Source organism: Gemmatimonas aurantiaca T-27 (genome assembly GCF_000010305.1).
Lineage (GTDB): Bacteria > Gemmatimonadota > Gemmatimonadetes > Gemmatimonadales > Gemmatimonadaceae > Gemmatimonas > Gemmatimonas aurantiaca.
The window spans coordinates 4049183-4063254 of sequence record NC_012489.1; the positions used below are offsets into that span (position 1 = coordinate 4049183).

12 protein-coding genes are annotated in these 14072 nt (G+C 63.8%); all 12 read right to left on the bottom strand.

The window, feature by feature from the left end; translation table 11 throughout:
* Positions 1-10 precede the first annotated feature (10 nt).
* From GAU_RS17505 to GAU_RS21370, 12 genes are read right to left on the bottom strand one after another with little or no spacing between them, the layout of a single operon-like run.
* Positions 11-1903, bottom strand: a complete 1893-nt coding sequence (locus tag GAU_RS17505) for a hypothetical protein (RefSeq protein ID WP_015895240.1) — start codon at positions 1901-1903, stop codon at positions 11-13.
* 7 nt (positions 1904-1910) lie between these two features.
* A complete protein-coding gene (locus tag GAU_RS21365; protein ID WP_015895241.1) occupies positions 1911-3437 on the bottom strand; it encodes a hypothetical protein in 1527 nt (508 codons plus the stop codon).
* 30 nt (positions 3438-3467) lie between these two features.
* Positions 3468-5684, bottom strand: a complete 2217-nt coding sequence (locus GAU_RS17515; RefSeq protein ID WP_169307724.1) for a phage tail protein — start codon at positions 5682-5684, stop codon at positions 3468-3470.
* A 34-nt stretch (positions 5685-5718) separates the two neighbouring features.
* On the bottom strand, positions 5719-7665 hold the full coding sequence (locus GAU_RS17520; protein ID WP_015895243.1) for a putative baseplate assembly protein: 1947 nt from the start codon (positions 7663-7665) through the stop codon (positions 5719-5721).
* A 2-nt stretch (positions 7666-7667) separates the two neighbouring features.
* Positions 7668-8078 (bottom strand): GPW/gp25 family protein, encoded by a 411-nt coding sequence (locus tag GAU_RS17525; protein WP_015895244.1) that lies wholly within the window; start codon positions 8076-8078, stop codon positions 7668-7670.
* 1 nt (position 8079) lies between these two features.
* The gene (locus GAU_RS17530) at positions 8080-8793 is read right to left on the bottom strand and encodes a hypothetical protein (RefSeq protein ID WP_015895245.1); all 714 of its coding nucleotides are present in this window, start codon (positions 8791-8793) and stop codon (positions 8080-8082) included.
* Positions 8794-8836: 43 nt separating this feature from the next.
* Positions 8837-9304, bottom strand: coding sequence for a phage baseplate assembly protein V (locus tag GAU_RS17535; RefSeq protein ID WP_015895246.1), 468 nt, complete (start codon positions 9302-9304; stop codon positions 8837-8839).
* On the bottom strand, positions 9301-10536 hold the full coding sequence (locus tag GAU_RS17540; protein WP_015895247.1) for a phage late control D family protein: 1236 nt from the start codon (positions 10534-10536) through the stop codon (positions 9301-9303). Before GAU_RS17540 ends, GAU_RS17535 begins: the two co-directional genes overlap by 4 nt.
* A 10-nt stretch (positions 10537-10546) precedes the next feature.
* Complete coding sequence (locus GAU_RS17545; protein ID WP_015895248.1) at positions 10547-11239, bottom strand: CIS tube protein; 693 nt, start codon at positions 11237-11239, stop codon at positions 10547-10549.
* Complete coding sequence (locus GAU_RS17550; RefSeq protein WP_015895249.1) at positions 11239-11430, bottom strand: hypothetical protein; 192 nt, start codon at positions 11428-11430, stop codon at positions 11239-11241. Before GAU_RS17550 ends, GAU_RS17545 begins: the two co-directional genes overlap by 1 nt.
* A 2-nt stretch (positions 11431-11432) precedes the next feature.
* Entirely contained in the window at positions 11433-11999 is a 567-nt protein-coding gene (locus tag GAU_RS17555) for a phage tail protein (protein WP_015895250.1), read from the bottom strand.
* Positions 11999-14047 carry a phage tail sheath family protein gene (locus GAU_RS21370; protein ID WP_015895251.1) on the bottom strand — a complete coding sequence of 683 codons (2049 nt, stop codon included), beginning with the start codon at positions 14045-14047 and terminating at the stop codon, positions 11999-12001. Before GAU_RS21370 ends, GAU_RS17555 begins: the two co-directional genes overlap by 1 nt.
* Between the last annotated feature and the right edge of the window lie 25 nt (positions 14048-14072).

Consider the following 14072-nt stretch of genomic DNA (forward strand, 5'->3'; position numbering starts at 1 on the left):
CAGTCTCCGGCTACTTGTTCTTGCCACGCGGCCGCTGCCGCATCAACTCATCGATCTGCTGCTGCTGCCGTTCGATGGTCTGCTGCAACGTCTCGAGCGTGACGGGCCCGGTCGCCGCACTGCTGCGCGCTGTCGTAGTGGCTGCGGAAGCGACATCACCAAACAGACCTCCGGCCATCGCGCCCATCATCGACAAGCCCTGCTCACCGACCATGGTGCGGAACATCGGCTTGGCCATCTGATCGAGCACGAACTGCTGCAGCGCATTGTCGCTTTGCACCTTCGTCCATACCGGTTCGCCTTTTTCGTCACGATCGCCCATCAAGCCGCGCACCAGTGTCTCGGCCGAATCGGAGCGCTCACGGGTGAGCAGTGCCTGGAAAGCCAGCGACATGAATTCGCGACTGGCGGTTGCGGTGAATGCCGACGGCCGGAAGTTGTCGGCGGGTGAGCGCACTCCAGTGTCGGCGGTATCCGCCATGCCGGCGGCGGGAGATGCCGACGAGGCAGCACCAGCCACCGAGCTTCGGAAGCCCGCGGCAGCGACTGCGCCCGGCACCGGCTGCGCGACATCGACCGGCTTCCGTCGCGAAGGCAACATCGGACGGCAGCACAAGCGTTCGATGGCTTCCCGCAACATGCGGCCAAAGGGAAGCACCGAGAGCCAGTACTGCATCGTCGGGAAGGTCATCACATACTTCCGCTGCGTCGTCCAATTGCAGACCGACTGCACGGTGCACCCTTTGTCGGTGCGGATGGTGACCATGGCCAGTGGCACACATCCATCGACTGGTGCGACCGGACACGGCGGCATGAGCGCCCGACACAGACATGCCATGAGGATGTCGAGGATGGCCAGCGAAAACTCACGGCGTGCCAGCGCGAGCGTCGCGTTGAAGTTCGGATCGCCCGGTTCCGGGCACACAATCGAAGCCACCCGACGCGCCGTTTCGCAATCGTAGCCCGGCCGGGTGAGATACCAGTCGGCCAGCGCGTCGTGCATGGCACAGCACCAGTCGTGTAGCTCCTGCTGCGTGGTGCCAGTGGGTGTGATCGGGGGCAGCGAGTCGCGCAACTCCGTGAGACAGGCCGCGAACGAATCGACCAGCGCACCACGTGACGTCTTGCGATCGATGGCCTTTGGAGTCTTGTAGACACGGAACGAATAACCTTCGCAGGTGACCGTGTTCTCGCACTGCATGCGCGACGCGCCGCGTGATGCACTCGATGTGGCTACCGTACCCGTGCTACCGCCGCAACCGCAGCCACAGCCGGAGGACGATGCCGCAGGCGATGCTGAAGAGGACGACGCACCGTGTGTGTGCCCGCCCCCGCCGCCGCCACAACCACAGCCACCGCTCTTCGATCCTCCGCCGCCTGACCCACCGCCACCGCAACCACCACCACAGCCGCACCCTGACGAGCGCAGCGGCGCGACACCACGCGACGCCGACTCGGCGTAACAAATCGCGAGGATCCACTGCTGCACGGGTTCATCACAACCGCCTCCGTCGTCGGGCCGGCTGCAATCGGGAGCCGTCACTGTGCGGCATTGATTGATCAGATCGCACACGTTGACACGCTGATCGGCGCACACCACCACATCTTCACCACACGGCGACAGCGCATAACCCTGCGTCACCAGCACGGAACCACTGTCGCAGCCGTCACACCGCACGTCGAGCCCGCACACCACGCCCCAGCCGTGCAGATAGCGATTGTGCAGTTTGTTCTTCGCCACGATGTAGTGATCGAGGCGGTTGAGGTCTTCTTCGGTGAGGAGCTGCCCGGCAAAAAAGCGCGGACGGCATAGGCACTCGAGTCCCCCGCACGCCGTGCAGCGTCGCGCGGCGGTGGAGCGCTGCGGCCGCGAGACCGAGCTGGAGTTCACACTGGTTCCCATGGCTGCCTCATCCCTGCTTGATCGTGAACCAGCTTTCGAACGTGCCACCCTGAATCCCGAAGCCCGACCCTGACGGTCGATCACCGGTCGGCAGTTCCGCGCGCACGAATTCGGCGTCGATAGCTCGCTTGTCCCGGTCCACGACGAAGTCGCCGCGCATGCGCACGAACAGACCGCCGCTATTGGGTCGCCTGAGCGCTTGATGTGCCTTGGGGTCGATCAGCAACGCGAGGGCCTTCATCAGACCACCCGGTGGCGCAGTGTTTGCCGGCGCCAACGCCGTGGCCATCGTGATCAACGTACCGGTGATCGAGACATCCACCGCTACGTGCGGCGTCACCAGCGGGCAACGACAATCGAACGCGCCGTTCCTGCTGTCGGTGAACAGATCCTGACGTGCGAGAGCCTCGAACACATGCGATGCCACCGTTGGTGTCCACTGCACCTCACCGCTGAAGGCCACGACGATACCGTGCCCCATCGGACGCCCATTGGGGTCGAGGAGCTCGAGCAAGTCGCCGACTTCCCGATCGTGTCGCCAGCTCAACGCGACGATGCGTGTGAGATCGCTCTCGAAGCCAGGCCCTGGAGGACCCGGCGGACCCTGTGGCCCTGGTTGCCCTTGTGCCCCGGGCACACCCTGCGGCCCCGTCGCACCGTCCTGACCGCGTGGACCAGCAGGACCGACGGGCCCCGGTGGGCCAGCCGCACCCGCTGCCCCTGGTGCTCCCACAGGCCCTGCTGGTCCGATCGGACCTGCAGGACCCTGAAGACCTTGGGGACCTGGAGGCCCACCACCACCGCCGCTTCCGTTTGTGAGGATGCAGTCGATCACGTCCTTCATGGCCGACACGCTCGGCAGGATGCGGCGATCGGTGATGTTGTCGATACGCGAACCGTCGATCACATCGCCGGGACGCCAATCCACGATCGTCGCCAGTACCACACAGTTTGCATCGTCGCAGTTGGCACACCCTGCGATCGATTGCATCCACAGATCCGCACACGCGCCCGGAATCGGAGCCGGCGGAGCAACCGGGGCGTCGACCATCACATCGAAGCGGTAGGACTCCAACACCCGATTCGGTGCACACCGCGTGTCGTCGCATCCACATTCGTCGTACAGCACCGGAATGTCCTCGGTGGGACACTCCCGGTAGCTGATGCAGATCTGCAGCCGATGGGTGGTTTCACGGTCGTTTCGATCGATCAGCGCTTTCACCGCCGGAATGGCGTGCAGGTCGATGCACTCCAGCTCTCGCAGATGAATGTCGTGCCCGCAGCAGTCCACGGCGGTGCCCGGTTCTACGCAGACATAGCGCGTGCGGCACGCCGCTGAGCTGTGTGGCACGACCTGCAGCCCACAGACCACGCCCCACCCGTGCAGGCGCGCGTGATGCAACCGCTGCTTGTCGACAAAGAACCGCTGCTCATCGCGGAAGTCGCGCTCCACGAGCAGTTTGCCGGTGAAGTAGTGGTTGCGCGCCAGCGGCCCGAAATCACAACCGGGGCACGTCGTGGTGTTATGGGACATGGAATCTCCGAGAGGGGCGCAGGCCGTCGTTCATTGCAACGTCGTCGTACTGCCGATGCGGGCACTGATGCCAACACGCAGCGGCGGAGTGGCTGAATCACCAACCGGACCGCCGAGAACAGTCGAGCGGCCAAGCGTGGTCTGATTCACGGTCACGTTCGGCTCCGGATAGCGGCCAACCACCGAGTCGTAGCCGATCATCGACTGCACACCAATGCGAAACCGCGGATGCACGAACTCGAGATGCCAACGGGCATGCGCGGGGCTTTCTTCGCGCAGCAACGCCTCCAGGCCACGCCGCGCTGCCGTGTCACAGGCGAGATTGGCCGGCACGAAGACCGTGAACGTCGACGCATAGACATGGAAGGGATCTCGGAATGGATCCTGAGTGCCGATCAACCGGGTGACGTTGGTTTGTGCGCCATCGTCGAGCCGACTGCGGCTGACAATGGCGTTTCCCCAGAGTGCGGCATCCTCGCCAAGGCGTGAGCCGCCAACGAACAGCCAGCGCCGCAACCGCCAGTGTTCGAGCAACAGCGCCGGCGCACGATGCACTCGCTTGGGCGGCGGTGGTGCGCATGGATCACAGCGCGGCTCACAGCGCGAAACCGCAGCGCCATGTTGGCAACTTCCATGGCATCCATCGCCCGCGCAGTCCGCGAGATCCGTGCATGCACCGTGTCGGATCGACGAACTGTCGTCGGGCAAGCCGAGGTACAGCAGCAACATCGCGCGTAATCCAGCCACCGTGCCGCGCTGGTCGAAAAGTGCGGGCGCGCGGCGCAGATATTCCCGGCGTCGCGCCTCGGGCCAGCTCCGGTTGAGCGCAATACCTACCCACGTTCCCAGCCACGACAGGAAATCAGGTGCGTCGGCACGCGGTGAACTCGCCGGAGACGACCGCGGATCGAACAACGATGCCTGTGTGTCGAGCCGTGACTCGATGGAACGCAGGGTGCTGTCGAACAGCGCGAGAAAACGGTCGGTGAAATCGCCGGCGTCCGCGTCCTGCTGGAACACTCCTGGCAGCCAGCGAGACAACGGAATGCGTGGTGTCTCCAGTGTCACGCAGCGAACACGCGGCGACGCCTTGCCATCACCATGCAGCCGCAACTCCAGCCAGAGAAATCGCCCACGTGGACTGCGCACCAGGCAGTCCCATTCCACACAGTCTCCACTGGTGTTGGGAGCCCGGCGCGCGACCTGCCAGGTATCCCATGCACCGTCCGGCAACGCCGCCACCAGGTCGTCTGGTTCGGCGAGCTCCGACGTTCGCGTCAGTACGGTCACGCCGCAGCCCGGGGGAATGGCTGCGGTCAGCGCGATGCGATGCCACGGACACTGCGCAATGTCACTGTCGATCGGGGCGCTGCGATAGCGACCGGCGGCGGCGTACACCACCTTGGCAACCGGCGCGCCGTCAGGCAGTAGCGCACCATGGGCATCGAAAGCCTCACAACACCGGTCGTGATGATGCGAAAAGTCGATCGCGCCATTGGCATCGACACGAAACGGCAGTGGAGCAAACCGACGTTCGATCATCATGCGTGATACGGCGGGCTCGAGCTCGGCGCCCCCGTGTGCGAACACGCGCACGTCCGACGCCCCTCCGCTCAGCACGTACAGTCGGTCATGTCGATCCACGGCCAGATGTGTCACCGCACCGAGTCCGGGCATCACTTGCTGCCACACTCCGCGCGCGGAGAACCGGTGCACAGCGCCATTGGCCGGATCGCCCACGTACAGATGACCGTGAGAATCCGCCGCGATGCACACCGGCTGCCAGGGTTGTGCCTGCGCCGACGCCGGTGGTTCCACGTGCTCACGCAGTGCATATCCGCGTTGCGAAAAGACAGACAGGCGCGCATGACCGGTATCGACCACCACGAGATTGCCACAACTCGCAACCAGTGCCCGCGGATCATGGAATTGACGCGCGCCGGTGCCGATTCCACCGGTGTGGGGAATCCGAACAAAGCGACAATCGCAGTCGTCGAACTTGGCGAGTGTGCCCGTGTCACGATCGAGCAGCCAGATGTCGCCACACTCGCTCACAGTCACCCACGATGGGGGCACCAGTCCGCCAAAGCTCCCCGATGGCTCGTCGAGCGCTCGTGCTCCCGCCGTGAGATCAAGCATCAGCGCACCGTCCCGCGGCGACACCAGTGTCGATTCCAGCAGCGATGCACGCCAGCCACGCACCGGGTCGAGCGTGATCTGCGTCGGATCGTGCGGAGGCCGAGGCACGGGAGGTAGCATCGAGAGCGTCGCCATGTATGCCTCAGTTCCCCACGGCGTACGACACATTCACCACATGCGCCAGCGAATATGCCAATTCGCCGTCGCAGAGCGTCACGTTGGAGCACTCCGGTGCCTCGATACCATCGAGCATGACCACCAGCCGCTGGATACTCTGCACACCCGGCACAGTGGCTCGCCCGTATACACGCGAGTAGAACACGTCGCCCCCGAACGGCCATCCCTGGCCGTCTTCCCCGCCGGTGAGGGGATGGAAGTACTGCAGGAGAGCGGTCGAAATCGCGCTCTTCACCGCTGCCAGATCGGCACGATCATCCACCACCACGTCCGTCGTGACCTGTACCTGCCGATACACCGGCGGCACTACATAAAGTTCGGTGGTGATGACACGCGCGGTATCGAGACTCGCGCACACGCCGCGCAGTGTGCCTTCACTCGGCGTGGGATTCGGCGCCGCACTGTCCGGTACCACGATGATGCTGACCACCCCTGGCACTTTCACACCTGGAAAGTCCGGATGTGAGAGCGGCAGCGCCTTGGCCCGGCGGATCGGCCCCGACTCGATCGCGAGTTGTTCGTAGTCCTGCGCGGTCACCGCGCGTCCGCGGCTGCGTATGGCGCTCGGCGCGCGCAGCTTGGCCTCCGCCAACGATTCCTCCGCACTCCCACCCGTGGCCGGCTGCAGGTTGCCGATCGCATTGGCATCGACAGCATCGATGCTGCCAACCAGCGTGCGGATTGTGCCCGCAGCCACATTACCCGACGAACCACCGCCGAAGCGGTATTCTCTCGCGACAATGTTGCTGGCCGGGAGGTCGCCGTTGCCCACCGGAATCGCACCATGCGTACCGTCGCCAAACCGCACTTCGCCTGTCGTACGATCGAGAACGTATACACGATCACGCGTGCCGGCATCGAAAAAGTCGCGAGTCTCGGTCCACACCACAAAACCATCGCCTTCGTTCACTTCGAGCTGCAATGTGCCGGCCAGCACCGGGGCACTGCTCAACCGGAAGACCTGGTTGCCTCGTCCGTCACTGCCACCGAGCACTTCGTTGCGAACAGTCTGTGCCTGCGTGGCGGAGACCGTGTTGGTACGGATGCTGCGCAGCAACGGCGGCCGCTCGTATTGTGCCTGTGTCAGCCGAGCACGAATCCAGATGCGGGGCGCCGTGATTTCGCCGACCGTGTCGGACACCATCGCACCGGGCGCCGGTGTCCGGAGACGTACATGCCCCGAGCGTGTGAAGGCGAGCGTGTCATCGACGAGCAGGTCGAGCGGACGCCAATCGGTTCCGTTCCAATATTCCCACGCCATCCGAGCGGAGGCGAAACGAGCCGATGATGTGCCACAGTTGACGTACTTCGGCGCACCGGCTGATGCCGTCACGAAGGCCAGGTCGAGCTCCACTTGCGGAAAGAGCGCTGCGGTCTCGAAACCCAGATACAGCGCCGAGTCGATTCCGGCCGCGTTGCCAAACGGGGCAAACGATTCCAGTGCGGACCCGTTGGCCACACTCATGTCTTCGAAGGCAAATCCGTCGAATGCCTGTACGGATGACAATCGCGCGGCAATTGCCGTAATCGCCCGATCGGTCTCGAACACGATCGGTGCGGGCGAACCGGGGGCCGCAGCCGATACCTGGGTGCGTCGCGGGATGATCACGAATGGCTGCGGAGCGGTGAGAGTCAACGGAAAACTGATCTCCGCCATCGCCGGCTCGGCGGCCCGCAACTCGATACCCAGCAGCTCGAGAAACTTGAGATAGTTGAGCTCCGGTACCTGCCCCATGCGGTACATCAACATGTCGCCAAGCCAGGCAAACAGTTGGACCAGCGTCATCCCGGGATCGCTGTCATTGAAGTCCGTCCACTCCGGCGTATAGCGCGGGATGCGCGTGCGCAGCTCCGCCACGAGATCGTCGTAGCGTCGGTTGTCGATGACCGGAAGGTTCGAGGCGAGCGGCATGATCAGGCTCCCTCTCGCAGGTAGAACGGATAGACGATGTTCGCGAGCGCGTTGTTGGCACGGATGCGATAGCCAACACGAATGAGCAGCAGCGTTGCTTCACCCGGTGGCGATTCGACGACCAGGTCGAGCACGTCGATGCGCGGCTCCCACTGTACCAGCGCGCGCCGCACCTGCTGTGCGACAAGCCCGATAGTGCCCGGCGTATTGGGCTGGAACACCAGATCGTGAATGCCACACCCGAACTCGGGGAGCATCACGCGTTCGCCCTTGGCGGTACTGAGAATCAGGTAGACCGATTCTTCCACACGATGTTCGTAGCTGGCGCGCGCCATGCCGCCGGCGGGCGTGACCTGCAACGGGAACTTCCAACCCTGCCCCAGGAAGGCGCGGGTATCGCGAGAGGTGGTCATGTCAGCTCACCGTGATAGTCGCTTCGGCGTAGGCGGACGCCCCGCGCTGCGTGACACCAGTCATGAAGAGCTTGTGCGCGCCGGGCCCCAGTGATGCCATGAAGGCCGCCGACAGCGTGCAGATCACGGTCAGGGAGGGCGACGACCAAGCACCGCCGGCAGGCGCCACCACCAGGCCGCTCGGCAGACCGTTCGTGGCATCCATGCTCACACCCGGTGGCGTGGTCATCAGCACACGCAGATCCCACGCCAGCGGAAAGGCGGCCGTCAACGTGAAAGTGACGATGGCCGTCGGCGGCAGCATCGTGGCGCTCACAAACGGCACGGCGGGCGGCACGACGACCACCACCGGAGGCGCGTCATCGAGCATGGCGGGCGATGGCTCTGCCGCCGTCGCTCCCTCAGGCAGGGGCGCCGGTGAGCTATCGTCGATCAACGTGGTGGTCTCGCTGATGGTGAGCGGAAGACCGGTGAAACTCTTCTGGATGTCGGTGGCGAGGATGACTTTGCGATCGGCGATGGTGGTGGCGTTCAATCCCATCGATTGCAGCGTATAGCCCGCGCACGGGGGCAGAAACACACAGGTGAGGGTGCCCGTGTCTCCTTCTCCGGTTACCACACCAGCCGCGTCCACGTACGGCGTGGAAGGGACGGTGGTCCCTACGCCCCCGTGCGGACAGGTGATCACGGCCGATGTCGTCAGCACCTTGGGCATCGTGGCTCCGCGTCAGTGACGGATGACTGTGAGACGACGGGGATCATGTGATCTTCACCTGGCCGGATTGCATCGTGACGGCACGGCCGCCACCGGTGAGCGTGATCGACTGCTGTGCATCGTCCATGGTGAGCATGAGTCCACCCTCGGTTTTCACCACGACCTTCTTTGCTCCAGGCTTGTCTTCGAAGCGCAACTCATGCCCCCCCGGCGTACGGATGATGCGCATCTGCGGTTCGTTCTCCGGCGGCAGATCGCTGCCGTTCCAGAGAAAGCCCAGGATGAACGGGTGATCGAAGTCGCCATGTTCGAACGCCACCAGCGCTTCATCGCCCACTTCCGGCATCATGAAGCAGCCACGATCCTTGCCCGCCAGCGGTGTGCTCACCGGAGCCCACGCACTCTTCATCGCTGGCCCCATCCACGGAAACGACAACCGGATCTTTCCCTGTCCGGTAGGATCTTCCAGGCTCTCCACGATGCCAACGGCCACACCGGAGGGCTTTCTCATCGCTTCCACTCCGGCCACTCGTCTTCGCGGTAGCAGTTGAACTGCGTGGTGTAACCCGACTCGCCGATCGTGTGGGTCGTGTCGGTGACGAAATACACGCCACTGAAGCGCGAACCGATGTTGCCGATCGCCACAAGCTGCCCAGCGCGCAGATCGGGTAGCCCAACCGTCGTGGCACTGGCTTTGACCATTGCCCGCTGCACCTGCAGCAGCCGGGCGCGAGCGGCACTTCGCGCCTGGTCCTTCGTGAACACCGGCAGGTCCACCACCACATCGTCATGCGGATCGCAACTACCGAGCAGGCGATGCAGATCCGTATTGCGCTGCAGCTCCTTGTCGTCGAGATCGACTTTCTCTTCGATCGGTTTCTTCGTGGCGCGATCCCACCCCCGCACCGTAACTGACCTGACCTGACCGGCGGTGGTGAGTGTGGGCTTGAACTCGAGCAGCGAGCGGCCCCACTCGAGACGGTAGATCACGTCGCGCAGCACCACTCCCTGCCCTCCATGCGGCGGGCCAAAGTACAGGCGCCGGGGACGCACCGTGCCACCTTTGGTCTTCGATTCCTCCATGATGAAGATCACGTAGCCGCGCTCACGCGCACGCCCGAAGAGAAAATCGATATCCGTCTGGCTCTTCTGCGCGATGTACTCGAGTCGCGGCTCGTCGCCCTCAACGGCAGGATCGGTCTCCACCGGCAGCGGGAATCGCTTGAGTTGGGTTTCCTCGTCCTTGAGAGTCGCCAGTTTTTTCGCGATTTCGCTGTCGGTGACTTTCTCCCACGCAAAATCGTACGGCTTGCGGCGCAACTGATGCAGCACATTCAACCCGCGCACCGTGAGTGTCGGCGCACCACCGGACGGAAAGTTCGGTTCCATGGTCGTGACCGTGCCAGTGAGCATGGTGCGCATCTCGTCCACATATCCCATGCGCACCGTGACTTCGCGGCGGCAAGGCTCGAACAGTTTGAAGCGCAGTCCGCGCGCATCGTTGCGTTGCAGCTCCTCGTCTGTTTCAGCGCCGACATACTTGAACTCGCGCGTGCTGGCCTCCCAGTTGTTCACGGTCATCTCGAAACCGTCCAGCTCACCGGTACTGTCGTGATAGGTGAGCTGCGATACATCACGCAGCACGTCGCGCGGCAGGCCCACCCCTTCGATCTTGACTTCGAATCGGGGGACGCGGAAACCACCCTGCAGTTTCGACTCTTCGAGCAGCGACGTGAGATTCATGACTCGTGTCTCAGAGCAGCGGCGGAACGCGTAGGAACACGCCGACGTCGAGCCGCCGCGGATCGGCGATGCGGTTGGCGTCAGCCACTTCGCGCCAGCGATGCGGCATGCGATAGTGACGCCCTGCGATGCCGCTCAGCGTGTCACCACGCTGTACCACGTGGCTTTGTGTCTTGTCTGGGGAATTCAGGTTGAGCTGTTTGAGTTGCTCGTCCAGTGTCTTGTACTCGCGCAACGATACCGTCACGATGGCACGAAGCGGGACCCCTTCCGGGCTGAACAGCGTGAAGCGTTGTTTCACACTCTCCACCACACACTGAAAATCCGATCGACGTTGGTTGCCGACTTTCTCCGACACGTCGCTTCCTGGGAACTTCTTGTGCCAAAGGAACGAGCACACCGGCGGTGCGTGCGTGTCCGGCTCGATCTTCACCAGTTGGTATATCTGATCCGTGAGCGTGGTGACACTGGTAGCGTTGGTGCCCATCCCATCATCGGTCGTGTCGAAATAGAGATCGAGTGCCAGTGTTTCCGTCTGGCCGCGCACGAATTGAATCAGCGGCGTGTCGAGCCCAGGAATCGCAATCTCGGCCAGTTGCGCGCCTTTGGTGAGCGTGTACTCGGTCGGATTGAACTGGACGGGAATGAACTCCATCTCGTCTTTCCACATCACCACGATGGTGGCCTTCTCGAGTTGCTCCATCAGTCGATGTCCTCATGATGGCGACCACCGCTGATGTCACGTTCGGCGCGAACCCGCTGCGTATGTGCGTCCGCTGCACGTACCTGGGCCATGAACTCGGCAAAGAGCTGCTTCTTCACCCGTGGATCGACCAGGGCCGCACCGTCCACGGCGCGGACCGTGCTCTCGATGGTGCCAATTTCGATGTCCATCGTCAGAACCCTCCCGTGATGGCGGCACTCGCACCGAACGACGCGGCCGCGGCGCCGTAGCCCACATAGGGCACCTGCCAGAGCCCCTCGTGCGTGATCTCGATCCCTTCGATCGCGACGGCGTTCTGCCCCGCCACCAGCGACGGACCGGTGTACTTCGTCGGCAGGCCGCGCCGGAAGTGCCAGATGTGCGACGGTAGATGCAGGTCGTTGAGCAGCGTGATGATACCGTCCTTCCGTTTTCCCTTGCCGATGGCAAAGTCGTAGTGCCAGTCCCAAAGCGAGGAGCCGGCGCCCATACCGTGTTTCAGCACGATCGGCGACCAGGTCACACGGGTCGGAAACTTGAGCACCGCCCCGTTGCGTCCCCCCTCCTTGAACTCCTCGACGTCTAGCGCCATATCGAGCCCCGAGCATTCGGAGAAGCCACCGAGCAACGTGTCGGTGATCGCCGACATTGCCGCTGATGTGAGTGTTGCCATCGTGCTCGAGGTGTCGATCAGATTGATGGTGAAGTTGTACGCCATCAGGGGATCGAGTCGCAGTCCCACTGCACCGAGCAAGGCCATCAGGTCACCCTCCCGCCACGCTCAACCGCCCACTCCGCGATTTCGAGCTCATTGCGCGAACGCCACACCCGTACCACCACGAACTCGAAGGGGATCGCCGGCGCAATGCCGATGTCCACGCACAGACGACCAACCGCCACGTCCGATGGGCGATTGTTCGTGTCATCGCACCGTACGAAGAACGCCTCGTCCATGCTCGCACCGGCGAGCTGTCCCTGTTGCCAGAGTGTGGCTAGATAGATGAGGATCGACATGCGCAACCGCTCGCGCGTGCCGGTGTCATTCGGCTCGAACACCGCCCACTGCGTCGCCAGGTCGAGCGCTTTCATCACCATGAGCACGAGGCGGCGCACGGGCAGGAACCGCCACGACACATCGCTGCTCACGGTCCGTGCCCCCAGGATGCGCAATCCGCGACCCGGCAGTGCGCGCAGCACGTTGATGCCGAGCGTATTGAGCAGACCATGCGACTCGTCGTCCATGGTCACCGTCAAATCCTGCGCCCACACCAGCGGATCGTTGGCGGGCGCTTTGTGCACGCCCACCGCACGGTCGGTTCGTGCCATCTGACCGGCGACGTGCCCGGAAGGGGGAATGGCACGTGTGGGCTCGCGGCGCACACGCAACGGGTCGACCACCCTCACCCAGGGATGATAGAGCGCCGCCATCTTCGAATCGAAACGCTGCCGCCAGGCGCGGATGCCGGCGAGACCGAGCGTGGTGCCATGCGCGCTCTCGAACGGTCCATCAAGCAACGCGACGCGGTCGCGCCGGCTCTCGCAGTGCCAGACCAGATCAGCCTGCACACGGAACACATCCGCCTCGCTGAACACTGGCGGTATTTCGCCTGGCTCCTGCGGTGACGGCGACGCCGGCTGCGGCGTGGTGACGAGTGCACAGGGATCGGGAATGCAGGGTGGGAGCGGCGCGAAATCGGGCGGGGCTATTGGACGGATATGAATGTCGGGAATCGCGACCATTGCGATCTCGTCCACCGTACCCAGGGCGCGAAGACCGCGTCGCCGTGATGCCTTCACCAGGTCGGAGTCGTCCGCTGCCCACTCGGCGCCGATGAAGTCCGTCGCGAGCAGACCACGCAGTCCATCGCGCCCGCCTGTCAGCACCAGCGAAGATGGAGGCAAGAGATCGGCAGCTACGATCGACATGGCCATGGGGCGTGGTACCAGCGGATCGCCACCGAATGCGACACGCAGTTCATCGATGCCAATCCGCAGCGGTGGAGACGCCGCCGTGCGCCCCTGGTCACCGCCCGACACTTCGTGCGAAGCGGCGAGGGACCGTGGTCCGTACGACGGGTGCTCCGGTACCAACGTCAACCCCTCGTGCACGGCCATCGAGACGCCACCTTCACTGACAAGGATGGTGTACTCCACACTCTCCACCATCACCGGCTTCGATGCCTCCAGTGGTGGCAACAGGGCGTCGTAGGGCAGACGACGAGACGGTTGATCGGCCACCCAGAAGAGACGTCGGGTTACGGCGTCGACATCGTTCACCACGCGGTAAATGGGTGCCGCCGTTGCTGATTGAGACAGGCGCACCAGCGAACCACGAGTGAAACCGCTGGTCGACGCCACTTCGGTATACGACGGATCACCGCCGGCAACTGTGCCGCTCGTCTGCGCCCGATGGGTGGCAACCACCTGGATAGACAGACGATTGCCCCAGGTGCCCGGACTCGATGCGCGTATCCGCCATACCGGCGTAGCACCAGTCAGCGACAGCAGCGTTGCTTGCGCTGACTGCACGCCCGCATGCACATCCCGTGATGCCACACGAACCACCCAGCATCGTGCGCCGCCGTTCTCGAAAAAGGCACGCACCGTGTAGGCGAGATAGCCGCTACCTGTCACCTCTCCAAAGTGCGCGCGGAACTGTCGCCACGATTCGAGCGGCACCGGAGTATCCACTGGTCCGCGCTCCGCGATGCCGACAAAACCCGCCACGTCGGTGCGTACCGACGCTACGCGGGTATCGACCGCATCAACCGTCTCGTAGTAGACGCCAGGTGTCGCGAGTGCGGCCATGGCCGATCAGCGCGTCAGGCGCGAA

Bases quoted from the DNA above. Each gene is read 5' to 3' on its own strand.
- GAU_RS17555 (WP_015895250.1), bottom strand. From the start codon at position 11,999: ATGGCCTTGCTCGGTGCAGTGGGACTGCGACTCGATCCCCTGATGGCG.
- GAU_RS17520 (WP_015895243.1), bottom strand. From the start codon at position 7,665: ATGCCGCTCGCCTCGAACCTTCCGGTCATCGACAACCGACGCTACGAC.
- GAU_RS21370 (WP_015895251.1), bottom strand. From the start codon at position 14,047: ATGGCCGCACTCGCGACACCTGGCGTCTACTACGAGACGGTTGATGCG.
- GAU_RS17545 (WP_015895248.1), bottom strand. From the start codon at position 11,239: ATGGAGCAACTCGAGAAGGCCACCATCGTGGTGATGTGGAAAGACGAG.
- GAU_RS17505 (WP_015895240.1), bottom strand. From the start codon at position 1,903: ATGGGAACCAGTGTGAACTCCAGCTCGGTCTCGCGGCCGCAGCGCTCC.
- GAU_RS17525 (WP_015895244.1), bottom strand. From the start codon at position 8,078: ATGACCACCTCTCGCGATACCCGCGCCTTCCTGGGGCAGGGTTGGAAG.
- GAU_RS17550 (WP_015895249.1), bottom strand. From the start codon at position 11,430: ATGGACATCGAAATTGGCACCATCGAGAGCACGGTCCGCGCCGTGGAC.
- GAU_RS17535 (WP_015895246.1), bottom strand. From the start codon at position 9,304: ATGAGAAAGCCCTCCGGTGTGGCCGTTGGCATCGTGGAGAGCCTGGAA.
- GAU_RS17540 (WP_015895247.1), bottom strand. From the start codon at position 10,536: ATGAATCTCACGTCGCTGCTCGAAGAGTCGAAACTGCAGGGTGGTTTC.
- GAU_RS21365 (WP_015895241.1), bottom strand. From the start codon at position 3,437: ATGTCCCATAACACCACGACGTGCCCCGGTTGTGATTTCGGGCCGCTG.
- GAU_RS17530 (WP_015895245.1), bottom strand. From the start codon at position 8,793: ATGCCCAAGGTGCTGACGACATCGGCCGTGATCACCTGTCCGCACGGG.